The following is a 22,310-nucleotide window of genomic DNA, read 5'->3' as shown; positions in this document are numbered from 1 at the left end:
CCGGGTCCGTCCGGGGTGTCCGCGGTCTCGGTGGAGCAACCGGCCGCAAGGCCGCTCACCCGGCCGGACCCGCTCCCTTCCACCCCGCCCCCTTGCGCAGTCAACATATGGTTAGCCTAACCTAAGTTTTACTTCCCTCGGTGGGGCGCTCTGGTGGCGCACGCCTGCCGAAAGGCCGTCAAGGTCCCTGTGGCCGTGGATCGCAGAGGTGCTGCCGCAGTGAAGACCGCACTTCCCGTCCACCGGACCCACGCAGAGAATCAGGAAAGACACGCCATGGTGATGAACCGCCCGTCCCGCCCGCATCGCTCCGCCCGCCCCGCCCTGGCGGCCGTGACGCTGACCGCCGCCACCCTGTCCCTGGCCGCCTGCGGCTCCTCGGACGGCGCGTCCGGGAACGGGGAGCCCGCGGCGACAGGCACGGTGACGGTCACCGACGCCACCGGCACGGAGGTGAAGGTGCCCGAGCACCCCCGGCGGGTACTCGCACTGAGCGAGACGGACCTGGACTCGGCGCTCGCCCTCGGGGTGAAGCCGGTCGGTCTGACCGCGGGCCGGGGCCAGCAGGGCGCACCCGCCTACCTCGCCGAACAGGCGGGCGGCATACCGGTGGTGGGCGCGGTCACCGGCCCCGACATCGAGAAGGTGGTGCGAGCCCGGCCCGACGTCATCCTGGCCGGGCAGACGGCCGACGCGCAGGTTCTCCAGCAACTGCGCCGGATCGCTCCGACCGTCGTCACCATCGACGGCGGCAAGAACTGGAAGAGCGCCCTCCAGCTCACCGGCAAGGCGTTGGGCCGGACCAACGAGGCCGAGGACTTCCTGGCCGACTACGACCGGAAGGTCGCGGCCCTGAAGAAGGACCTCGGCAGCCGGGCCGGCGCGTCGGTGTCCGTCGCGCGGTACTCGGCCAAGGGCACCGCCGTGATGCAGCAGGGCGTGTTCATCTCCGACGTACTGAAGGACCTCGGCTTCCGGCGCCCGGGCATCCAGAACGACAAGGGCGAGGGCCACTCCACCCCGATCAGCGACGAGAACCTCTCCGAGATCGACGGCGACTGGCTGTTCATCGGCACCCTCGACTCCGGCGGCAAGGACGCCGGCCTGCTCGACACGCTGGCCGAGAAGCCCGCGTACCGGCAGCTGAAGGCCGTCGGGTCAGGGCAGGCCGTGCAGATCGACGGTTCGATGTGGACCAGCCTCGGTGGCGCGCAGGCGGCTCTGAAGGTACTCGGCGACATCCGCGAGGCGATGGTCAAGTGACCGACTCACCATGGGAGTTCGCCGGCCGGAACGCCCTCGTGACCGGGGCCGGCAGAGGGATCGGGGAGGCCGTCGTGCGGGCGCTGGCCGAGCGCGGCGCCCGGGTCCTGGCCACCGACCTCCACCACGACGGCGTCCGCGGCCTCGCCGCGGAGTATCCCGGGGACCCGGCACGGCACCGCGAGGGCCGCGGACCCGACCACGACGGCCGCCCCGGCGGACACCCGGGACGGGTCGTCGCCCGCGCCCTGGACGTTCGGGACCCGGCGGCCGTCGAGTCCGCCGTGGCCGAGGCCGAGGACGTCCTGGGCCCGCTCGACATCGTCGTCAACGTCGCCGGCGTCCTGCACCCCGCCCCCGTCACCGGTACGACCGACGCCGCCTGGGCCGACACCTTCGCCGTCAACACCACCGGGGTCTTCCACGTCTCGCGGGCCGCCGCGCGACGGATGGCCGCCCGCGGCGGCGGCAGCATCGTCACCGTCGCGTCCAACGCGGCGGGCGTCCCGCGCGCCGGACTGTCCGCCTACGCGGCGTCCAAGGCGGCGGCCGTGATGTTCACCAAGTGTCTCGGCCTGGAGGTCGCCGCGCACGGCGTGCGGTGCAACACCGTCTCACCCGGCTCGACCCTCACCGACATGCAGCGGGCGCTGTGGACCGGCGACGACGAGCAAGCGGCGGCGCGCCGGGTGATCGAGGGCGACCTCGCCGCCCACCGCACCGGCATACCGCTCGGCCGGATCGCCGACCCGGCGGACGTCGCCGACGCCGTGGTCTTCCTCGCCTCCGACCGGGCCCGCCACATCACCCTGCACGACCTCTACGTCGACGGCGGCGCCACCCTGCGGGCCTGACCCCTCGCACCCGCCCCGTTCCCCCCGACTCGCACCCCCCGACTTCCACCGCCCCGTGCACCCCGTGCCGGACGGACCTGGAGACCCCATGACCACCTCTGTGCACGAACCGCCCCCGCCGGCGCCCGCCGTCCTGCCCGGCACCGCAGGCGCCCTGCTGCACGCCTACCGCCCGGGCGAGCACCGGTTCCTCGCCACCCCCCGCCGCACCCTGCTCGGCGCCGGCACGGCCGCCGAGGTCCCACACGGCACGGCACCACTGGGGGAACGGGTCCGGTCCGTGCTCGCCGAGCAGACCGCACACCGTCACCGCACCGGCGGCGCCGAAGGCCCGGGCCCCGCCCCGCTGGTCATGGGCGCGGTCCCCTTCGACAGAGACGCCCCCGCCGCACTCGCCGTACCGAGGACCGTGCGCCGCGCCCCGGCCCTGCGCGAGGACCCGGCCGCCGCCCTCACCGCAGGCGAGGGCGCCCCCCACCGCTGGCAGGTGCGAGAGGTGCCGTCGGCGGCCGTGTACCGCGAGGCGGTCGCCGCAGCCGTGGACCGCATGCGGGCCGGGGAGCTCGACAAGGTCGTCCTCGCCCGCACCCTGGAACTCACCTCCGCCACGGCGCCCGACCTGGCGGCCATGCTGCGCCGCCTGGCCCGGCGCGACCCCGCCGGATACACCTTCGCGGTGCCCGCCGGTCCGGGCCGCACCCTGGTCGGCGCCAGCCCGGAACTGCTGGTGGCGCGCACCGGGGGGCGGCTCGTCGCCAACCCGCTGGCCGGTTCGGCGCCCCGCAGCGCCGACCTCGCCGACGACGTCCGCCGCGCCGCCGCGCTGCTGCAGTCGGAGAAGGACCTCCACGAGCACGCCGTCGTGGTGGACGCCGTCCGGCGGGCGCTGGAGCCGCTCTGCACCCGCCTGGAGGTCCCCGCGCGGCCGACGCTGGTCCGCACGGCCGCCATGTGGCACCTCTCGACCACCGTCACCGGCGAACTCGCCGACCCGGCCGCCACCGCGCTCGACCTGGCCTCCGCACTGCACCCGACCCCCGCCGTGTGCGGCACCCCGACCGCCGTGGCGCGGGAGGTCATCGCCGCCTCCGAGCCCTTCGACCGCGGCGCCTACACCGGAATGGTCGGCTGGCAGGACGCGCACGGCGACGGCGAGTGGGTCGTGACGATCCGCTGCGCCGAGGCCGAGGGCAACCGGCTGCGCCTGTTCGCCGGCGCAGGGGTCGTGGCCGCGTCCTCGCCGCAGGCGGAGACCGACGAGACCGCCGCCAAGTTCCGCACCTTCCTCGACGCCGTGGGAGCCGCACTGTGACCTTCGACAGCAGCCCGCCGGCCACCACCCCCGGTGCGGACGCCCCCACCTGGCCCGCCGAGTTCGCCGAGCGCTACCGCGCGGCCGGGTACTGGCGCGGCGAGACGTTCGGCGCGTTCCTGCGCGAGCGGGCCACGGCGCACCCGGACCGGATCGCCCTGATCGATCCGGCGCCCGACCGGCGCACCTGGACCTACCGGCAGCTCGACGAGCGCGTCGACCGGCTGGCGGCCGGCTTCCGGGCCCGCGGCATCACCAGGGGCGACCGCGTCGTCCTGCAACTGCCGAACATCGGCGAACTGGTCGAGGTGGCCTTCGCGCTGTTCCGGATCGGCGCACTGCCGGTGTACGCGCTCCCCGCACACCGCCGCTCCGAGATCGCCTACTTCTGCTCCTTCACCGAGGCCGTCGCCTACGTGATCCCGGACCGGCACGCGGGCTTCGACCACCGCGGGCTCGCGACCCTGGTGCGCGGCACCACGCCGACGCTGCGGCACGTGTTCGTGGTCGGGGACCCGGGCGAGCACACGCCCCTCGCCGACGTGCCGTGCGACCCGCCGGCCGCCGGCGCGGAACCGGAGCGGCCCCAGCCGCACGAACTCGCCTTCCTCCAGCTTTCCGGCGGCACCACCGGCGTGCCCAAGCTGATCCCGCGCACCCACGACGACTACCTCTACTCCCTGCGCGGCTCCAACGAGATCTGCGGCGTCGACGCGGACACCCGGTTCCTGGTGGTCCTGCCCGCCGCGCACAACTTCCCCGCCAGCTCGCCGGGCTGGCTGGGCACGCTGTACGCGGGCGGCACCGCGGTGATGTGCCCGTCGCCCGAGCCGGCGACCGCCTTCGCGCTGATCGAGCGGGAGAGGATCACCATGACCGGCCTGGTGCCGCCGCTCGCCCTGGTGTGGACCGACACCGCCGCGGGGGCGGAGGAGGACCTGTCCAGCCTGCGGCTGGTCCTGGTGGGCGGCGCCAAGTACAGCGAGGCGGCGGCCCGGCGCCTCCGGCCCGCCCTGGGCTGCGACCTGATGCAGGTCTTCGGCATGGCCGAGGGACTGGTCAACTACACCCGCCTGGACGACCCGTACGAGACGGTGGTCACCACCCAGGGCCTGCCGATCTCCCCCGACGACGAGATACGCATCGTCGACGACGGCGACGAGGACGTCCCCGAGGGCGCGTTCGGGCACCTGCTGACCCGGGGCCCCTACACCGTCCGCGGCTACTGGCGGGCCCCCGAGCACAACGCCCGCGCGTTCACCGAGGACGGCTTCTACCGCACCGGGGACATCGTGCGCCGCACCCCGACCGGGCACCTGGTGGTCGAGGGCCGGGCGAAGGACCAGATCAACCGCGGCGGCGAGAAGATCGCCCCGGAGGAGGTGGAGAACGCCGTCCTGCGCCACCCGTGCGTCCACGACGTCTGCGTGGTCGCGGTTCCCGACCCCTACCTGGGCGAACGCACTCTCGCCTACGTGATCCCGCGCCCCGGCGCGGGACCGCTCGAGCCGGTGACGATCAAGCGGTTCGTCCGCGAACAGGGCCTGGCCGCCTACAAGGTGCCGGACCGGGTCCGCTTCGTCGAAGCGTTCCCCCACACCGGCGTCGGCAAGATCAGCAAGAACGGCCTGCGGTCGGCCGCCACCGGCCCCGCCGCCGCACGCCCCGAGCAGCACTGAAAGGCCCCCACCACCATGGCACTTCCCGCCGTCACCGGCTATCCGCTGCCCATCGCCGGCGACTTGCCGGAGAACCGGGTCGTCTGGGACCCGGACCCGTCCCGCGCGGTGCTGCTCGTGCACGACCTGCAGAACCACTTCCTGGACGCCTTCCCCGCCGGTGAGCAGCCCCTGACCGGGATGCTCGGCAACACGGCCCGGCTGATCGGCGCGGCCCGCGCGGCGGGCGTTCCGGTCGTCTACTCGGTGCAGCGCGGCGGCCAGACCCCCGCCGAGCGAGGTCTGCAACTCGACTTCTGGGGACCGGGCGTCGCCGACGACCCGCGCGCGCTCGCGATCCCGGACGCGGTGGCCCCCGCCCCCGGGGACACCCTGCTCACCAAGTGGAAGTACAGCGCCTTCGCCCGCACGGAACTCGCCGGCCTGATGGCCGCCCGGGGACGCGACGAGCTGATCGTCACCGGCGTGTACGCGCACATCGGCGTGCTGACGACCGCGGTGGACGCCTGGATGCGCGACATCCGCGCCTTCGTGGCCGCCGACGCCGTCGCCGACTTCTCCCGCGAGGACCACGACATGGCGCTGCGCTGGGCCGCCGGCCGCTGCGCCAGGGTCACCACCACCGACGTACTCACCGACGCGCTGCAGGGCGCGCTCACCAAGGAGACCTGAGCCGCCATGGCACTCACCGTCGAGCAGATCCACCACGACGTCGCCGACTGCCTCGGCGAGGACCCCGCGGACGTACCCGTCGACGAGAACCTCGTCGACCACGGCCTGGACTCGGTCCGCATCATGTCCCTGCTGGAACGCTGGCGGCGCGACCACGGGGTCGCCGCCGACTTCGCCGATCTGGCCGAGCGGCCCGCCATCGAGGCGTGGGCGCCCCTCCTGGGGGCCGCCTCGTGACGCTCGTACCGACCGGCGGCGACACCGCTGCCACGTCCCCCGCCGCCTCCCGGCAGGAGACCGCCGACGCGGGGCTGCCGCTGACCGCGGCCCAGTCGGGAATGTGGTACCTGCAGGCCCTGGACCCCGGCAGTCCCGCGCTGAACACCGCGCAGTGCCTGGAGATCCACGGCCCACTGGACACCGTCGTGTTCACCCGTGCCGTGCGGCAGGTCACCGACGAGGCGGACGCGCTCCGGGTCCGCGTCGCCGACCTGGCCGACGGGCCCCGCCAGTTCCCCTGCCGGTGGCCCGACCTGCCCTTCGAGGTACGGGATCTGCGCGGCCGCCCGGACGCCGACCGGCAGGCAGGGGCGTGGATGGACGCGGACCTGGCCGTCCCCTTCGACCTCGCCGCCGGCCCGCCGTTCCGGTACGTCCTGTTCCGCACCGGCGAGCAGCGGTGGCTGTACTACCAGCGGATCCACCACCTGGTCATGGACGGCTACGGCTACATGCTGCTGATGCGCCGCACCGCCGAGGTGTACACCGCGCTGGCCGAAGGCCGTGAACCCGCCCCGCGCCCCTTCGGCACCCTGGACCTGCTGCTCGCCCAGGACGCCGAGTACCGGGCGGGTGCCACGCGCACCGCGGACGCCGCCCACTGGCGCGAGCTGCTCGCCGACCGGCCCGAGGCCCCCCTGCTCGCGGGCCGGACCGCGCTGCCCTCCCGGTCGTTCCACCGCAGTACCGCCCATCTGGACCGCGAGGCGGCGGCCCGGCTGCGCGAGCTGGCCGCCGAACTGCGCGCCACCTGGCCCGAGGTGCTCATCGCCGCGCAGGCGCTGTACACCTCCCGCGCCACCGCGCGCCGGGACGTGGTGCTCGGCCTGCCGATGATGGGCCGGATGGGCTCGGCCACCCTGCGGATCCCCGGCATGGTGATGAACGTGCTGCCCCTGCGGCTCGCGGTGGACCCGGAGGCCACCTTCGCCGAACTGGTCCGCCAGGTGGTCCTGGCCGTCCGCGCCGTCCGCCGCCACCAGCGGTACCGCTACGAGGACATCCGCCGCGACCTGGGCCTGCTCGGCGAGGGCCGGGCCCTTCTGGGACCGCTGGTCAACGTGATGCCCTTCGACTTCGGCGCCGACTTCGCGGGGTCACCGGCGCTGGCCCGCAGCCTGTCCTCCGGCCCGGTGGAGGACCTCACGGTCAACGTGTACGACCTCGGCGGCGAGCGGGGGCTGCGCATCGACCACGATGCCAACCCGGCCCTGTACGAGGACACCGAGGTCGCCGTCCACCAGGACCGCTTCCTGTCCCTGCTGGCCCGCCTCACCCGGACCGACCCGCACCTGCCGACCGCCGTGCACGGCATCGCCCTGCCCCATGAGCAGGACCAGCTCCTCGACACCTTCAACGACACCGCGCGGGAGCTGCCGGGCACCACCCTGATCGGCCCGATCGAGGCCCAGGCGAACCGCACCCCGGACGCCCCGGCCCTGGTGTTCGGCGACAGCGTGCTGAGCTACGCCGAACTGAACGGCCGGGCCAACCGGCTGGCCCGCCACCTGATCGCGCTGGGCGCCCGTCCCGGCACGGTCGTCGCGGTCGCGGTGCCCCGCTCGGCCGAGCTGCCGGTCGCCCTGCTCGGGGTGCTCAAGTCCGGTGCCGCGTACCTCCCGCTGGACCCGGACTACCCGGGCGAACGCCTCGCCCACATGCTCGCGGACGCCGTGCCCGTCTGCGCGGTCACCGACCGCGCGGGTCGGCTGCCGGAGACCACCGGGACGCCCCTGGTCGTGCTGGACGGGCTCGATCTCGACGGACACCTGCCCACCAGTCCGGGCCGCGCGCTCACCCCGTCGCACCCCGCGTACGTCATCTACACCTCCGGCTCGACCGGCCGGCCGAAGGGCGTCGTCGTGTCGCACGGCGCCATCGACAACCGGCTGCGCTGGATGCAGGGCGCTTACCACCTCACCCCCGGCGAGCGGGTGCTGCAGAAGACGCCGTCCTCGTTCGACGTGTCGGTGTGGGAGTTCTTCTGGCCGCTGCGAGTGGGCGCCACCCTCGTGGTCGCCGAGCCCGGTGGGCACCGGGACCCGGCCTACCTGGCCCGGCTGATCCGCGAACAGGCCGTCACCACCTGCCACTTCGTGCCCTCCATGCTGCAGGTGTTCCTCGCCGACCCGGCCGTGTCCGGCAGCGGCGCCCCCCTGCCCGCCGCCCGCGGCGGACTCGGCGGGCTGCGCCGGGTGTTCTGCAGCGGCGAGGCGCTGCCCCGGGACACCGCGCACGCCTTCTCGCGCGTCCTGCCCGGGGTGGAGCTGCACAACCTGTACGGGCCGACCGAGGCCGCCGTCGACGTCACCCACCACGCCTGTCGGCCGGAGCACGACGGGCCGGTGCCGATCGGCGCACCGGTGTGGAACACCCGGCTGTACGTCCTGGACGCCGCCCTTCAGCTCTGTCCGCCCGGCGTCCCCGGTGAGCTCTACCTGGCGGGTGCCCAGCTCGCCGACGGCTACCTGGGTCGCGCCGAGCTGACCGCCGCACGGTTCGTGGCCGACCCCTTCGGCCCGCCCGGCAGCCGCATGTACCGCACCGGCGACCTGGCGCGCTGGACGCCCGAGGGCGAGGTCGAGTACCTCGGCCGCACCGACCACCAGGTCAAGCTGCGCGGCCAGCGGATCGAACCGGGCGAGATCGAGGCCGCGCTGGGCGCCCAGGACGGGGTGGGCGGCGCCGTCGTGCTGGTCCGCGAGGACCGGCCGGGCGACCAGCGGCTGATCGGCTACATCACCGGCGGCGCCGACCCGGCCGCCGTCCGCAGGGCCCTGACGAGGACCCTGCCGGAGCACATGGTCCCGGCGGCCGTGGTCCGGCTGGACTCCTTCCCGCTCAGCCCCAACGGCAAGCTGGACCGGCGTGCGCTGCCCGCCCCGGTGTTCGCGAGCGCCTCCCGCCGCCCGGCCTCCGAGCGGGAGGCGGCGACGGCCCGGCTCTTCGCCGAGGTACTCGGTCTGGAGCGGGCCGGGCCCGACGACGCCTTCTTCGACCTGGGCGGCACCTCCTTGCTCGCGGTCCGCCTGGTGGCCAGGGTCAGGGAGGAGTTCGGTGTCGAACTGACCATCGGCTCGCTCTTCGCGGCGCCCACGCCGACCGCCCTGGCGGCCCGGATCGACGAGGCGGGCCCCGCCTCCCGGGACGCCCTGCAGACCGTGCTGCCGCTGCGCGCCGAGGGAGACCTGCCACCGCTGTTCGCCCTCCACCCGGCGGGCGGCATCGCCTGGTGCTACGCGGGGCTTCCCGCCCGGCTCGGGCCGCGGCAGCCGGTGTACGGCGTCCAGGCTCCGGGGCTGCTCGACCCGGCGCCGCTCCCGGACACCCTGGAGGAGACCGCGGCGCTGTACGTCCGCCACATCCGCCGGGTCCGGCCGTTCGGCCCGTACCGGCTGCTCGGCTGGTCGGTGGGCGGCGCGCTCGCGCAGACCGTCGCCGTGCTGCTGCAGGAGGCCGGGGAGCGGGTCGACCTGCTGGCCCTGCTCGACGCCTTCCCCGCCGAGCAGTGGCGGGAGCGGCCGGCACCGGAGGAGGGCGACGCGCTCACCGCCGTCCTGCGGATGGCCGGCCTGGAACGGCGTGACGAGCGCGGCAGGGACGACGTGGTGGCCTCGCTCAACCGGGCGGGCAGCCCGCTGGCCGGGCTCCCCGGCCGGACGCTGTCCCGGATCGTCGACATCGTGCCGCACAACGCCCGCCTGATGCGCGAGCACCACCACCGGCGCTACGAAGGCGACATGGTGTTCTTCACCGCGGCGGCGCCCCGCAAGGAGGACTGGCTGACGTACGAGGCGTGGCGGCCCCATGTGGGCGGCCGGATCCTCGACGTCGACCTGGACTGCACCCATCCCCAGATGACACAGGACCGCCAACTCGACACCGTCGGCGCCGTCCTGACGGAACGGCTCAGGGAGCTCGACGCATGAACCCCGGTGATCTCGCCCCGTTCGACCGGGCGACGCCCCATCTGGTGCTGGAGAACGACCGGGGTGCGCGGTCCCTGTGGCCGCAGTGGCGGCAGGTCCCGCCCGGCTGGACGCCCCGGTTCGGCCCGGCCGACCGGGAGGCCTGCGCGCACTGGCTGGAGTCACGGCCGGAGCCGGAGCCGGAAGCAGGGACGGAGAGCGTGACGGAGACGGAGAGGGTGACGGAGCCGTGGTCGGGGGCGCGGACCGGGCCGGGTGCGGTTCCGGGGACGGAGGCGTCCCCGGCGTGAGCGCCGTGTCCCGGGTGTGCGTGCCCGGAGCCGGGCCGGCCGGGCCGGAGGTGTGGCTGGTGCGCACGCCGGCCGCCGGCCCGCGCACGGCGTCCGCCCTGGACGCCGGGGAGCGTCGCCGTGCGGCGGCGCTGCGGCGGCCGGGTGACCGGGCGCTGTTCGTCGCCGCGCACACCGCGCTGCGGCACTTGCTCGGCGGGCGGCTGGACATGCGCCCGGCCGAGGTGCCGCTCACCCGCCTGCCCTGCCCCGGCTGCCGGGGACCGCACGGCCGGCCGGCCGTCGCGGGCGCGGCGGGCGAGCGGCTCCACTTCTCCCTCTCCCACTCGGGAGCGCTGGCCCTGATCGCCCTGGCAGACCGGCCGGTGGGGGTGGACGTCGAGCAACTGCCGCAGCTCCGTACGGCCATGGCCGCGGCGCGGGCCCTGCATCCCGCCGAGCAGCGGGAGCTGGCGTGCCTGGCGGGCTCGGATCCCGCCGCGGGTGCGGCCGCCTTCGCCCGCTGCTGGACCCGCAAGGAGGCCTGTCTGAAGGCCACCGGCGAGGGACTCGGGGGAACGGGACCGCGCACGCTGCTCGTCGGCACCGGGCCCCGGCCGCGGGTGCCGGCGGGCTGGTGGCTCGCGGACGTACCGGTGCCCGCCGGCTACGCCGCGGCCTGCGCGCTGCCGGACAGCGCGGCCACCAGTCCGTCGGCGAGCTCGGCCCGCCAGCACACGTAGTCGTGACCGCCGTTGAACTCGCGGTACACGGCGTCGTGGTAGCCGGTGGCGGCCAGGGCCGCCCGCAGCCGCCGGGCGGCGGGCAGGGCCACCCACTCCTGCTCGCCGAAGGCGAGGCGGAAGCGCACCGGCACCCGCGCGGAGGCGGCCAGCGCGTCCGCGAACCACTCGGCGTGCGGGCCGGCGGGCCACCAGAAGGAGCCCGACTGGGCCAGCACGTGCCCGAACCGGTGCGGGGCCGTGAGCCCGGCGTAGGCCGCCGTCAGGCCGCCCAGGCTCTGCCCGGCGATCACGGTGCGGTCGGGGTCGCGGGTGAGGGGCAGTCGCTCCGCCGCCCACGGCAGCAGCTCGTCGGTGAGGAAGGAGACGTACTCCGGACGGCAGGTCAGCTCCCGGTACCGGGTGTCCGTGTCGACCGAGTCCGGCAGGAGGGCGGCGACCGGCGGGATCAGGCCGTCGGCGATCAGGTTGTCGAGCAGGTGCGCCACACCGAGGCGGGGCCCCCAGTGGTCGCCGTCCAGGAGCACCAGCACGGGCAGTTCGCCCGGCCTGCGGCGGGCGGGCTCGTACAGCCAGACCCGGCGGCCGGCGCCGAGCGCCGTGCTCGTGACCCGGTGTTCGCCCAGGGTGCCGCCCTGGACACCGGGACGGGGGACCCATGCGGACCCGCGGGGGGCGTCCGGGAGTTCGGCGTAGGGCAGCGGCGGGCCGTCCCAACGGCGTGGGAGCCGGTGCGGGTTGTACGGGTCGCCGCGGTGCCGGGTGCGCAGCCAGGGCCAGTAGGAGGCACTGCCCGGATCGGGGCGCCCGTCGCCTTCCTCCGCGGCCGTCGCGTCCCGCGCGCCGTCCGGCTCGTCCGCGGCGTCGTCGACGAGCAGGTCGTAGGTGCCGTGCCAGTCGCGACGCAGGCGGACCGTCCAGTGCCAGACATCCGTGCCCGGCACCCGCTCCATGAGGTTGCCCTCGGGGGAGCGCGGGTCGCCGAGCTTGTTCGGCACGACCTGGACGGCCCGGGTGGTGTGATCGCCGCGCCACAGGAAGGTGACGGCCGCGTGGTCCGGATCTCCCCCGGGGTCCGGCCCGACCAGCGGAGTGCCGGTCCGGCGCACCCGTTCCCAGAACTGCGCCTCACCCGCCGGGGACGGCAGGTCCACGGCGGTCCCCGCGAGCCGGGGCACCGGCTCCGGGCGGGGGAGCCGGGGCGGTCGTCGCAGGGGATCCTCGGGCAGCGCGGGCAGGGGCATGGGGCCTCCGAACACGGGAGAGCAGCGAACTTAGGGTCACCTTACCTTTCTTGGGGTCCCGGGTGGCGAGGGCGGGGCACGGCACCCCCGTGAGCTCCTCGCCCGGCCGGCCGCCCCGCGTCAGCCGACGACGCCGCCACCGGGGAGGCGCCACCGGTGCGCACGCACGTAGTGCTCCCGCCGCTCGGCATTCCCGGCCAGGTCCACGCCCGTCCGGGCGAGGAGGCGGGCGGCGTCCAGCAGGGCGGTGTCGGCGGCCGGGGTGGTCATCTCGTCGGCGAACTCCGCGTGGTGCGGGGTCGCCCGGCAGCCGAGGACGCCGATGTGCGGATGGATCGAGGGCACCACATGGCTGACGTTGCCCATGTCGGTGGAGGCGCTCACGCTGCCCGGCGGCACCGGCTCGGCGGCGCGGCCGAACTCCTTCAGATGCCGTTCGTACATCCCCAGCAGCCACGGGTCCTGCCGCAGGTCGAGGTAGTCCGGCTGGGTACGGCGGATGTCGGCCGCGGTCCCGGTGGCCATCGCGGCGCCGCGGAAGCAGTCCAGGACCCGCTCGGTGAGCCGGCCCAGCTCCTCGGCGCCGGCCGCCCGCACCTCGTACTCCAGGACGGCCCGTTCCGGGATCATGTTGGTGCGCTGCCCGGCCTCGCGGACGAACCCCGAGATCCGCGAGGCGGACGTGATCTGCTGCCTCAGCAGACCGACGGCGACCTGGGCCACGACCGCCGCGTCACCCGCGTTGAGCGCCTCGTGCGGCGACTTGGCCGAGTGGGCCGTGCGGCCCCGGAAGACCACCTCGAAGCGGGCCGCCGCGGTGGTGCGATCACCGCCGAAGGTCAGGTCGCCGGGGCCCGGGTGAACCATCATCGCCACCGTCACGTCGTCGAAGGCCCCGCGCTCCAGCATCAGGACCTTGCCCCCGCCGTGCTCCTCGGCGGGCGTGCCGAGCAGTTTCACCCGGAGCCCGAGACGGTCGGCCACGGCGGCCAGGCCGATCGCGGCGCCCACGCCCGCGGCGGCGATCAGATTGTGACCGCACGCGTGTCCCACCCCGGGAAGGGCGTCGTACTCCGCGCAGATCCCCACCGTGAGATCGCCCTCGCCCACCGTCGCGGTGAGCGCCGTCGGCAGGTCGCAGACCCCGCGCCGGACGTGGAAACCGGCCTCCTCCAGCAACTCGGCCACCCGGGCCACGGCCCGGTGTTCGGCGAACGCGGTCTCCGGCTCGGCGTGGACGGCCCGGCTCAGCGCCAGCAGTCGGGCGCTCCAGCGGTCGACGGCCCGGTCCGTGAGCTCGTGCAAGAAGTCGTCGCTGGTCATGGCTCCCCTGCGCCGGCGTCGTCGTGGCCGGGCCCGCGGCACGCACTGCGCGCACCGGCACCCCGGCGGATCCCCTCGCCCGGACGGTACCGTCCCGCGCCGACGGCTCCGCCATCGGAGTCCTCGCGCCGACGGGCGTCAGCCCTCGCCGTCAGCCCCCCGAACCGTCGACGTGCCCGGCACCGGGCGCCCCCCCCGCGCGGGTGCCGGGGCCGCCCGGCCGGACGCCCCCGGCCGGGGTCAGGGGGCCGGGGACCAGCCCTCGGGGAGTGCGGCGAGCTGGGGTTCCAGGACGTCCGGGTCCCCGGACACCACGCCGGTGAAGCGGCCGGGGGCGAGGCGGTGGGCGGCATCACGGACGGCGTCGGGGTCGACGGTGCGCAGCCGGTGCAGGTGGCCCGGCAGCCACCGGTGGTCGAGTCCGGCCCGGTAGAGGGCGACGAGCAGGCGTGCCAGGCCGCGCCGCCCGGACAGCGACAGGGCGGTGAGACCGGCCGCGTGGGACCGGGCCGCGAGCACCTCTTCCGCGGTCGGCGGCACCGCGCCGACCACCGCCGTCAGTTGATCGTGCGTCACCCGCAGGGCCGCTCCCGCGGCGTCCGGGTCGGTGTCGAACTCCACCAGCAGTGAGCCGCGTCGGCCGGCGTGCTCCGACAGGCGGGACTGGGCCTGGTAGGTCCAGCCGTGCCGTTCGCGCAGTTCGCCGACGAGCCGGGAGGAGAAGAAGCCGCCGAACACCATGTTGGCGACCACCAGGGCCTCGTAGTCGGGGTCGGTACGTGGCGGGGCGTCCGCGGCGAGCCGGATCTGCGCCTGACGGGCGCCGGGACGGGCCAGCACGGTCACGGGGCCGGTGCGCAGCGGGGGCGGCGCGGTGGGCCCGGTCACGGGACGGTCGGCTCGCCAGTCCGCGAGCGCCACGCAGACGAGATCTGCCGTCGCCTCCGGCTCGCCGCTGCCGACGACGGCCAGGACGGATCCGCGCGGCACCACGCGGTCCGCGGCCAGGCGGGCGACGGCCGCGGGTTCCACGGCGGCCACCAGGTCCGCCCGCGGGGTCTCCCGGGTGATCGGATGGCCGCCGAAGGCGCGGAGCAGCAGCGCCTCGCGGACCACGTGGCGGGGTGCGCCGCGGGCCACCTCGATGCGGCGCAGCAGACGGTCGCGTTCGGCGGTGACGTCGGCCGGGTCGAGCGCCGGGGCGGCCAGGCAGCGGCCCAGGACGTCCAGCAGCCCGGGCAGTCCGCCTTCGAGGGCGGTGCCGGACACCTCCAGGCCCTCCGGGTCGACCCGCACCCCGAGGCGTCCGCCGGCGTCGGCGACGCGGTCGTCGACGGCGGTCCGGTCCAGGGCGGGCGGTCCGGCGGCGCCGCCGAGCAGGGTGGCGGCCAGTACCTCGGCGGTGGCGCCGAGTTCGGCGGGCCCGCCGTCGAAGGGGATGTGCAGCCGCAGTTCGGCGAGCGGTACGGCGGGTCGCCGCACGGCGATCACCCGGAGACCGTTCCCGGCGGTGCGGGTCACGGCGTCCGGCGGCCGCACGGGCAGCGGGCTGCCGAGCGGGGGCAGCCCGGCGGGCGGGTGGCCGGCTTCGGCGCGCGGGGGAGCCGGCGGGGTGGTCCCTGGCGTGGCGGCGGTGGTCATCCTCGGCCTCCGTGGGTGGGTGCCGGGCGCAGCAGCACGCCGCGGCGGTGCCGGCCGGCCAGCGCGGTCGCGGCGTCGGTGATCTGCCGGGGCGTGGTCCGCAGCAGGCTGCCGGGGAGCCGGTCGGCGAGGGCCGCGTCACCGTGGTGGAGCTCGAAGCGGCCGTGGGCGCGGGCGCGGGAGCCGAGCCGGTCCAGGGGCAGGTACTGCTCGGTGGCGAGCCGGGCGGAGGCACGGGTGAGCGCGGCCGGGTCGGGGCCGCTGTCGGCGAGCCGCCGAAGGGCCTCGAAGGCGGCGTCCGTCACGGCCTCGGCGGTGTGCTCGGTGGGGGTCATGGCGCGGATCACGAACACGTCCGGGTCGCGGACCTCCCAGGGCACGCCGGTCAGCCCGGCACCGGCGTGCACGAACGTGGCGAGTCGGCGTTCGCGGACGACGGTGCGGTGCAGCAGGGACGTCTCGCCGTCGCCGAGCAGCGCCCCGAGCACGGTGGCCGCCCGGTAGCCGTCGGGATCGGCGACCGGGTCGGGCAGGCGCAGGCCCAGAGCGAGGGCGGGCAGGGGCAGCCCCGGCACGTCGTGGACGTCGAGCCGGTCCGCGGTCGGCTCCGGCTCGCCGAACCGGGTACGCGGCGGGACGGGACGGGCGGGCAGCGGGCCGAAGTGGCGGTCTATCGCCTCCGCGCAGCGGTCGGCGTCGACGGCGCCGACCACGGTGAGCACCGCGTTGCCGGGTGCGTAGTACGTGTCGAAGAAGGCGGCGAAGTCGTCGGGGCGGCTCGCCCGGAGGTCGGCCAGGTCGCCGTACCCGTTGTGGGTGTTGGCGAAGGTGGTGAAGACGGCGGGCGGCAGCTGCACCCACGGGAAGCCGCCGTAGGGCCGGCCGGTGATGTTGCGGCGCACCTCCTCGCGCACCACCGCGATCTGGTGGGCGAGGGTCTCCTCGGTGATGCGGGGCGCGCGCATCCGGTCGGCCTCCAGGAACAGCACCCGTTCCAGGGCCTCGGCCGGCACCACCTGGTAGTACGCGGTGTGGTCGCGGTGGGTGGTTCCGTTGAAGATGCCGCCGGCCGCCTGCACGAGACGGGCGTGCGCGCCGCGTCCGACGTGTTCGCTGCCCTCGAACATGAGGTGCTCGAAGAGGTGGGCGAATCCGCTGCGCCCCTCGGGCTCGGAGCGGAACCCGACGTCGTAGGTGACGGCGACGGCGACGGCGGGTGCGTCGTGGTCCTCGGTGACGACGACGCGCAGGCCGTTGTCCAGACGCAGGCGGAGCTGCTCGCCACGCCCGGCCGCGGGCCGTGCGGGCGCGGCCGGGGCGCTCATCGGGCGGTGTCCTGCATCGCGCGGATGCCGAACCGCCCGGCGACCAGCACCAGCAGGACGGCCAGGCCGGCGCCGAGGAGCACCCGCCCGCTGTCGAGGTCGCCCGCGAACAGGTGGCGTTCGGCGGTCACGACGTGGGTGAGCGGGTTGATCCGGGACAGCCAGGCCAGCCACGTGGGGGCCAGGGACATCGGCAGCAGGATCCCCGACAGCAGCAGCACCGGCAGGGTCACGGCGTTGAGCACGCCGCTGTACGCCTCCTCCTGGCCCATGCGCAGGGCGAGACCGTAGGACAGCGAGGACATGCCGGCCGCGAGGACACCGACGAGCAGGACGGCCAGCAGCACGCCGGGCAGGGAGGCCCGCAGACCGACGGCGACCGCGCCCAGCACCAGCACGCTCGCCTGCACCAGCAGGACGACGACGTCCCGGGCGACCCGCCCGGCCAGCAGGGCGGTCTTGTGGGCGGGGCTGACCCGCATGCGGTCCAGGACGCCGGCGCGCCGCTCGTTGAGGATGCCGATGCCGACGAAGATGCAGCTGAACATGGCCTGCTGGACGAGGAGCCCGGGGACGAAGACGCTCCAGGAGTCGGCGTGGTCGAAGCCGGGCCCCTGGGACAGCTTGAGCAGCAGCGGCCCGAAGAACACCAGGTACAGGGTGGGCTGGATCAGGCCCACGGCGACCCAGGCGGGGTTGCGGACGGTGTAGCGCAGGGACCGCTGGAACACCGCGAGGGCGTCGTTGACGGGCTGGGGGGTCACTGGTCCTCCCGGGGGGTGGCCGTGGCGGTCCCGGTCGCCGCCGGTCGGGCCGCCGCGCCGGCCGCGGCGGGGGACGCGGCCCTCGCCGCGGGCACGGGGCGGGCGGCTGTGCCGGGTGCGGGCCCGTCGGAGGCCGTGGCGGCCCCGGTGCCGCCGGCGGGCTCGGGGGATTCGGCTGCCTCGGAGGCCGTACGGGACGTGCCGCCGCCCCCGCGCTGCCCCCGCCGCTCCCGCGGCTCGTTCTGGTCCGGCTGTGCGTGCTGCTCATGCATCGAGCGTCCGGTCAGGGTGAGGAACACGTCGTCCAGGGACGGCCGTTTCACGAGGACCGACTCGACGTCCACGCCCGCGTGGTCCAGCTCCCGCAGGATGTCGGCGAGCCGGCGGCGGGCCTCGACGACCCGCACCTGCACCGCGTCGGCGGCCTTGTCCACCCGGCCCCCGGGCACGGCGCGGCCGACGGCGACGGCGGCCTCGGCGACCTGCCGGGTGGCGATGACCACGGTGTCTCCGGCGGTGGCGTCCTTGAGCGCCTCGGGGGTGTCGTCGGCGATCACGCGGCCCTCGTCGACGACGGTGATCCGGTCGCAGATCTGGTCGGCCTCGTCCAGGTAGTGCGTGGTGAGGAAGACCGTCACGCCGTGTTCGGTGCGCAGCGAGCGCACGTGCTCCCACACGGCGGCCCGGCTGTGCGGGTCCAGGCCGGCGGTCGGCTCGTCGAGGAAGAGCACCTGCGGCCGCGACACCAGGCCCAGGGCGATGTCCAGTCGGCGCCGCTGCCCGCCCGAAAGGGTCTTGGCCAGCCGGTGCTCCAGACCCTCCAGGCCGAAGTCCGCGCACATCCGCGCGGCGCGCTCGGCGGCCTCGCGGCGGCCCAGGCCGTGCAGCCGCGCCTGGGTGCGCAGTTCGTCGACGACCCGGTGCTCGCTGCCCGCGGCACCGCCCTGACCGACCAGGCCGATCCGCCGCCGTACCTCGCGGCGCTCGGTGACCACGTCGTGGCCCGCGACCCGGGCGGTCCCGGCGGTCGGGTCCAGCAGCGTCGTCAGCATCCGCACGGTGGTGGTCTTCCCGGCGCCGTTGCGGCCCAGCAGACCCAGTACCTCGCCCTCGGCGACGTCCAGGTCCACCCCGCGGACCGCCTCCACCGCGCCGTGCCTGCCGGGGAAGGTGCGCTCCAGTCCTCGCGCGGCGATCATGCGGGCGTCCCCGTCCCGCGCGCGGCACGGCCGTTCGGCCGTGGACCGATCGTGTGGCCCTCGGTCATCGTGCTCCCTTCCCTGTTGGTCGGCGCCCGGAGGCGACCCCGAGCCGTCCGGTCGCACCGGGCGGCACCCCGCGGCGCGGCGCCGGCCGGCGTCCGCCGGTGCGCGCACCGTCCCGGGATCCGCGCCGCCCGGCCCGTGTCCGCCCCGGCCCGCGCGCCCGGTCCTCGCGCGCACCGGAACGGTGTGCGCCCCGCCAGCGCCGAACACGCGGACGGCGGCCCTGAGGTGCAAAGGCGCGGGTGGTGGAGGTGCACAGGTGCGGGCGATGGTGCGGACCCGCGGGCGGTGACGGAACACGGACCGGTGCACAGGTGCGTGCGGCGCCCGGTACGCGGACCGACGATGCCCACGTCGCAGGCCGGCGTCCAGCGGTTCGGGCCGCCCGGGAGCCGCCTGGCACCAAGCTGCAGATCCGGCCGGTGATCCGCAGTTTGCTGCCGCCCGGCAGGCCTTGTTGCGGTGTGACGCGGTCGCCCACGATGAGCACCGCTCCGGATCGGCCCGTGCCGGCCGGCGGGCCGTCTTCGACGTGCCGCCGTCCGGCACGTCCCCGGCGGCCTGCCCGTCCGGACGGCACCTGACGCACCTGGACCGTGCCGGCCGGAGCGATCTCACGGACGCGTCCCGCTCACGCTGCGGGCGGGTCCGACGGACACCACGAAGGGAACATGCGACATGAGCCAGACCGCGACCGAGTTCGCCGCCTTCGACCTGGAGGACCTGAAGGTCCTCGACGTGAACGACGCGGTGGCGCTGCCCGAGATGGGCGCGTCGATCATCATCAACAACGCGGAGTTCGTGGACGACGCGGAGGACGTGGTCGACGGCGCCGCGCTGGACGCCGCCTCCATCTCCTCGTCCTCGTCGTGCTGCTGCTGCTGACCGTCCGGCACTGACGGCGCTTGCGGTCCGGTCCTCAGCCCGGGCTCATGTGTGCGCCGGCCGCCGGCCGGCTCGAACAACGCTCATCACGGCGGGGGGACCACGGTCCACCAGGGTCCCCCCGCGCCCCTCCCGGAGGAGTCTCGCGTGGATCTGCCCGGACGGACCCGCATCGTACGGGTCCACGATCACTCGACGGACCCGCTGCCGCTGCTGCGCCTGCTGGCCGGTCCGCTCCGGGAGTTGACGGCACGGCAGTGGGTGCCGCTGGCGCATGTGCGCCGGGGCTGGCTGGGCGGCTCCCACCTGCGGATCACCCTGCGTCCCCTGGCCAGCAACACCCTGCTTCTGGACGACTTCGCGGCGCTGGCCGGCCGGGCCGCCCGGTCGTTGCCCGCGACCGCCCCCGACGAGGTGGCCTACCGGGCGCGGGCCGCGGAGCTGGGCCGCTGGGAGAACGTCCCGCCGCCCCATCCGCCGCTGCGCGCCCAGGGCGTGGTGGAAGTGGACGAGGAGACCGGACCCCCGCCGGGCTGGACGCCCGCCCTGGTCGACGCCCGAGACCAGCTGTCGTCCCATCTGCTGTCCCCGCTGCTGCACAGCGTGGGCGCCGTACCGGACCCCCCGGCACCGGGGCTCGGCACCGGTCCGGCGGACGCCGGGGACGGTACCGGCGCGGACGGCACGGACGTCCTGCGCCTGGTGACGCGGGTGCTCGCCCTGCTGGCCCGCGGCCATCCGTACGGGCTGGGCGTGGGCACGCTGCCCTACCGTTCGCACGCCGAGGGCGTGATGTCGGCGGTCGGCGGGCGCACCGACCTGCGGGCCGCATTCCGCGAACGGTACGCGAGGGACCGGGAGTTCTTCGCCGCCGCCGTCGCCGAGCAGCCACTGTCCGCCGCCGTTCCCCAGGAGCCGTCGGCCTCCGCCGTCGCCCGGGATCCGTCGGCCCCCGGCTCCGCCGGGGCTCCGCCCGGCTCGCCCGTGCTGGCGCACTGGGCCGCGGCGTTCGCCCGCTGCCGGGGCGCCGCCGAAGCGTTCACCGCGACGGGTCTGATCACCGACGAGACACTGGGCGCCCTGGGGTCGGCCACGGCCCCCACCGACGACCGTCCGGTGCCCAACGCCTTCCACACCGCGGCCCACCACAGCGGTATCACCGTCAGCGAACCGTACTGGCAGACCGCCCACCGGCTCGTCCTCAACTCCCTCTATTCGGCCCTCACCTGCCTGGGCGTCAGCCCGCTGCGGCGCTACTACCTGTGCTACGGGGTGAGCGAAGCCGCCGACGAACTGCTGGGCGAGACCTGGCTGGAGCGCATGTCCGGCTTCGCCGAGCGGGAACTCCCCGAACGGGTGCGCACCGCCGTCGAGGCGGCGGCCCGGCCACCGGTGCCCGGCCCATGATGTCCCGGACCTCGCGAGCCGCCACGCCACCACCGCACGGCCGGGCCTCGGGGGCGGCCCGGCACCAGGGCCGGGGCCTGCCGGCCTGACGGGGGCCCGCACGCCCCGGCCCGCCCCGCACCCGTACGCCGTCGTCCCCCGTCCGCCCGGCACCCGTTCGCTCTGCCTCCCGCGCCCGCTCCGGTGACCGGCCCGCCCGCACCGGGCCCCCGCCGCGCGGGCCCCCGATCCCGCCCGCACCGTCCCGGACCCGCCTCCGCGAGGCGCCCGGCGCCGGGCCCGGCCCGGATGCGGTGCCACCGCCGCCCACACCGGGCCGAGACACCCTTTTGGAGACCACCATGCGCTTCGGCGTGTCCTTCCTGCCCGACTCCGCACCGGACACCAAGCCCGCCACCGAGTACTTCAGCGACGTGCTGCGCATGTCCCGGATCGCCGACGAGTCCGGAATGCACTACGTCAAGATGACCGAGCACTACCTGCACCCCTACGGCGGCTACTGCCCCAGCCCCCTGGCGTTCCTGTCGGCGGTGGCCGCCCAGACCCGGTCGGTCAGGCTGATGACCGGCTGCGTGCTGCCGGTGTTCCACCACCCCATCGACCTGGCGTCCCGCATCGCCATGGTGGACGCCATCAGCGACGGCCGACTGGAGATCGGTTTCGCCCGTGCCTACCTGCCCTACGAGTTCGAGGCGCTCGGTGTGCCGATGGACGGCAGCCGGGCCCGCTTCGAGGCCACCGTCGACGCCGTGGGGCGGCTGCTCACGGAGGAGGGCGTCACGCTCGACACCCCGTTCTTCTCGTTCCGGGACGCCACCGTGCTGCCCCGGCCCGCACAAGCACCGCGACCGCCGTTCTGGATCGCCGCGGTGCGGTCCCCGGAGAGCTTCGTGCGCATCGGGGAGCTGGGGCACGGACTGCTCATCACGCCCTCCGGCACCTCCTTCGACGACGCTCTGGTCGGCTCCTACCGGGAGAGCTTCGCCCGTGCCCACGGTGCCGGGGCGGCACCCCGGGTCGCGGCCAGTCTGCCGCTGTTCGTGGCGGAGACCGACCAGGAGGCCCGCCGCGTCGCCGACATCCACCTGGACCGCTATCTCAAGGTGTGGACCTCCGCCCTGACCCGCTGGGACGACACCACCTCCAGCGACTACCAGGGCTACACCGGCTTCAACCGGATCGCCCGCACCCTCACCGCGAAGGACCTGCGTTCCTCGGGCACCGCCTTCGTCGGCTCCCCGGCGCACGTGGCGGACCAGATCGGCCGCTTCCAGGAGCGGCTGGCCGCCGACGTGCTGCTGTGGCAGACCGACTTCGGCGGGCTGGGCGGTGCGGAGGCCTTCCGCAGCCTGGAGCTGTTCGCCTCCGAGGTGATGCCGCTCCTGGACGGTGCCCCGGCCGAACCGGCCGCCGCCACCGTGTGAAGCCACCGCCGCGGAGGTCCCGGGGCCCCTTC

18 protein-coding genes are annotated in these 22,310 nt (G+C 75.6%); 12 read left to right on the top strand and 6 right to left on the bottom strand.

The window, feature by feature from the left end; genetic code table 11:
* Positions 1–276 precede the first annotated feature (276 nt).
* From JS756_RS28795 to JS756_RS28755, 9 genes are all read left to right on the top strand, one after another.
* A complete protein-coding gene (locus JS756_RS28795; protein ID WP_205386168.1) occupies positions 277–1,263 on the top strand; it encodes an ABC transporter substrate-binding protein in 987 nt (328 codons plus the stop codon).
* Complete coding sequence (locus tag JS756_RS28790; RefSeq protein WP_205386167.1) at positions 1,260–2,117, top strand: SDR family oxidoreductase; 858 nt, start codon at positions 1,260–1,262, stop codon at positions 2,115–2,117. Before JS756_RS28795 ends, JS756_RS28790 begins: the two co-directional genes overlap by 4 nt.
* Positions 2,118–2,205: 88 nt before the next feature.
* On the top strand, positions 2,206–3,429 hold the full coding sequence (locus tag JS756_RS28785) for an isochorismate synthase (protein WP_205386166.1): 1,224 nt from the start codon (positions 2,206–2,208) through the stop codon (positions 3,427–3,429).
* Positions 3,426–5,108, top strand: coding sequence for a (2,3-dihydroxybenzoyl)adenylate synthase (locus tag JS756_RS28780; protein ID WP_205386165.1), 1,683 nt, complete (start codon positions 3,426–3,428; stop codon positions 5,106–5,108). Before JS756_RS28785 ends, JS756_RS28780 begins: the two co-directional genes overlap by 4 nt.
* A gap of 15 nt (positions 5,109–5,123) precedes the next feature.
* The gene (locus JS756_RS28775) at positions 5,124–5,780 is read left to right on the top strand and encodes an isochorismatase family protein (protein WP_205386164.1); all 657 of its coding nucleotides are present in this window, start codon (positions 5,124–5,126) and stop codon (positions 5,778–5,780) included.
* A gap of 6 nt (positions 5,781–5,786) precedes the next feature.
* A complete protein-coding gene (locus tag JS756_RS28770; RefSeq protein WP_205386163.1) occupies positions 5,787–6,017 on the top strand; it encodes a phosphopantetheine-binding protein in 231 nt (76 codons plus the stop codon).
* Entirely contained in the window at positions 6,014–9,988 is a 3,975-nt protein-coding gene (locus tag JS756_RS28765; protein ID WP_438817351.1) for a non-ribosomal peptide synthetase, read from the top strand. The genes JS756_RS28770 and JS756_RS28765 overlap by 4 nt, the downstream gene beginning before the upstream one ends.
* Entirely contained in the window at positions 9,985–10,278 is a 294-nt protein-coding gene (locus JS756_RS28760; RefSeq protein WP_205386162.1) for an MbtH family NRPS accessory protein, read from the top strand. The genes JS756_RS28765 and JS756_RS28760 overlap by 4 nt, the downstream gene beginning before the upstream one ends.
* On the top strand, positions 10,275–11,000 hold the full coding sequence (locus JS756_RS28755) for a 4'-phosphopantetheinyl transferase family protein (RefSeq protein ID WP_205386161.1): 726 nt from the start codon (positions 10,275–10,277) through the stop codon (positions 10,998–11,000). Before JS756_RS28760 ends, JS756_RS28755 begins: the two co-directional genes overlap by 4 nt.
* Here JS756_RS28755 and fes read toward each other — a convergent pair.
* From fes to JS756_RS28725, 6 genes are all read right to left on the bottom strand, one after another.
* Positions 10,925–12,244, bottom strand: coding sequence for an enterochelin esterase (fes, locus tag JS756_RS28750; RefSeq protein ID WP_205386160.1), 1,320 nt, complete (start codon positions 12,242–12,244; stop codon positions 10,925–10,927). The genes JS756_RS28755 and fes overlap by 76 nt on opposite strands.
* A gap of 120 nt (positions 12,245–12,364) precedes the next feature.
* The gene (locus tag JS756_RS28745) at positions 12,365–13,567 is read right to left on the bottom strand and encodes an amidohydrolase (RefSeq protein WP_205386159.1); all 1,203 of its coding nucleotides are present in this window, start codon (positions 13,565–13,567) and stop codon (positions 12,365–12,367) included.
* A 240-nt stretch (positions 13,568–13,807) separates the two neighbouring features.
* On the bottom strand, positions 13,808–15,208 hold the full coding sequence (locus JS756_RS28740; protein WP_205386158.1) for a M16 family metallopeptidase: 1,401 nt from the start codon (positions 15,206–15,208) through the stop codon (positions 13,808–13,810).
* Entirely contained in the window at positions 15,205–16,533 is a 1,329-nt protein-coding gene (locus tag JS756_RS28735; RefSeq protein ID WP_205386157.1) for a M16 family metallopeptidase, read from the bottom strand. The genes JS756_RS28740 and JS756_RS28735 overlap by 4 nt, the downstream gene beginning before the upstream one ends.
* The gene (locus JS756_RS28730; protein WP_205386156.1) at positions 16,530–17,297 is read right to left on the bottom strand and encodes an ABC transporter permease; all 768 of its coding nucleotides are present in this window, start codon (positions 17,295–17,297) and stop codon (positions 16,530–16,532) included. The genes JS756_RS28735 and JS756_RS28730 overlap by 4 nt, the downstream gene beginning before the upstream one ends.
* Entirely contained in the window at positions 17,294–18,496 is a 1,203-nt protein-coding gene (locus JS756_RS28725; protein ID WP_205386155.1) for an ATP-binding cassette domain-containing protein, read from the bottom strand. The genes JS756_RS28730 and JS756_RS28725 overlap by 4 nt, the downstream gene beginning before the upstream one ends.
* A gap of 744 nt (positions 18,497–19,240) precedes the next feature.
* Here JS756_RS28725 and JS756_RS28720 point away from each other — a divergent pair.
* The 3 genes from JS756_RS28720 (at position 19,241) to JS756_RS28710 (ending at position 22,278) form a co-directional block, all read left to right on the top strand.
* Positions 19,241–19,447: a thiopeptide-type bacteriocin gene (locus JS756_RS28720; protein WP_205386154.1), complete on the top strand. Its 207-nt coding sequence runs from the start codon at positions 19,241–19,243 to the stop codon at positions 19,445–19,447.
* 147 nt (positions 19,448–19,594) lie between these two features.
* Positions 19,595–20,854: a hypothetical protein gene (locus tag JS756_RS28715; RefSeq protein ID WP_205386153.1), complete on the top strand. Its 1,260-nt coding sequence runs from the start codon at positions 19,595–19,597 to the stop codon at positions 20,852–20,854.
* Between the two features lie 341 nt (positions 20,855–21,195).
* Positions 21,196–22,278 carry an LLM class flavin-dependent oxidoreductase gene (locus JS756_RS28710; protein WP_205386152.1) on the top strand — a complete coding sequence of 361 codons (1,083 nt, stop codon included), beginning with the start codon at positions 21,196–21,198 and terminating at the stop codon, positions 22,276–22,278.
* Positions 22,279–22,310: the final 32 nt, after the last annotated feature.

The sequence above is a fragment of the Streptomyces actuosus genome, from assembly GCF_016921115.1.
GTDB lineage: Bacteria > Actinomycetota > Actinomycetes > Streptomycetales > Streptomycetaceae > Streptomyces > Streptomyces actuosus_A.
This window is presented reverse-complemented; position numbering and strand designations above follow the sequence as displayed.

Bases quoted from the DNA above. Each gene is read 5' to 3' on its own strand.
- JS756_RS28795 (WP_205386168.1), top strand. From the start codon at position 277: ATGGTGATGAACCGCCCGTCCCGCCCGCATCGCTCCGCCCGCCCCGCC.
- JS756_RS28785 (WP_205386166.1), top strand. From the start codon at position 2,206: ATGACCACCTCTGTGCACGAACCGCCCCCGCCGGCGCCCGCCGTCCTG.
- JS756_RS28775 (WP_205386164.1), top strand. From the start codon at position 5,124: ATGGCACTTCCCGCCGTCACCGGCTATCCGCTGCCCATCGCCGGCGAC.
- JS756_RS28770 (WP_205386163.1), top strand. From the start codon at position 5,787: ATGGCACTCACCGTCGAGCAGATCCACCACGACGTCGCCGACTGCCTC.
- JS756_RS28760 (WP_205386162.1), top strand. From the start codon at position 9,985: ATGAACCCCGGTGATCTCGCCCCGTTCGACCGGGCGACGCCCCATCTG.
- fes (WP_205386160.1), bottom strand. From the start codon at position 12,244: ATGCCCCTGCCCGCGCTGCCCGAGGATCCCCTGCGACGACCGCCCCGG.
- JS756_RS28745 (WP_205386159.1), bottom strand. From the start codon at position 13,567: ATGACCAGCGACGACTTCTTGCACGAGCTCACGGACCGGGCCGTCGAC.
- JS756_RS28740 (WP_205386158.1), bottom strand. From the start codon at position 15,208: ATGACCACCGCCGCCACGCCAGGGACCACCCCGCCGGCTCCCCCGCGC.
- JS756_RS28735 (WP_205386157.1), bottom strand. From the start codon at position 16,533: ATGAGCGCCCCGGCCGCGCCCGCACGGCCCGCGGCCGGGCGTGGCGAG.
- JS756_RS28725 (WP_205386155.1), bottom strand. From the start codon at position 18,496: ATGATCGCCGCGCGAGGACTGGAGCGCACCTTCCCCGGCAGGCACGGC.
- JS756_RS28720 (WP_205386154.1), top strand. From the start codon at position 19,241: ATGAGCCAGACCGCGACCGAGTTCGCCGCCTTCGACCTGGAGGACCTG.
- JS756_RS28710 (WP_205386152.1), top strand. From the start codon at position 21,196: ATGCGCTTCGGCGTGTCCTTCCTGCCCGACTCCGCACCGGACACCAAG.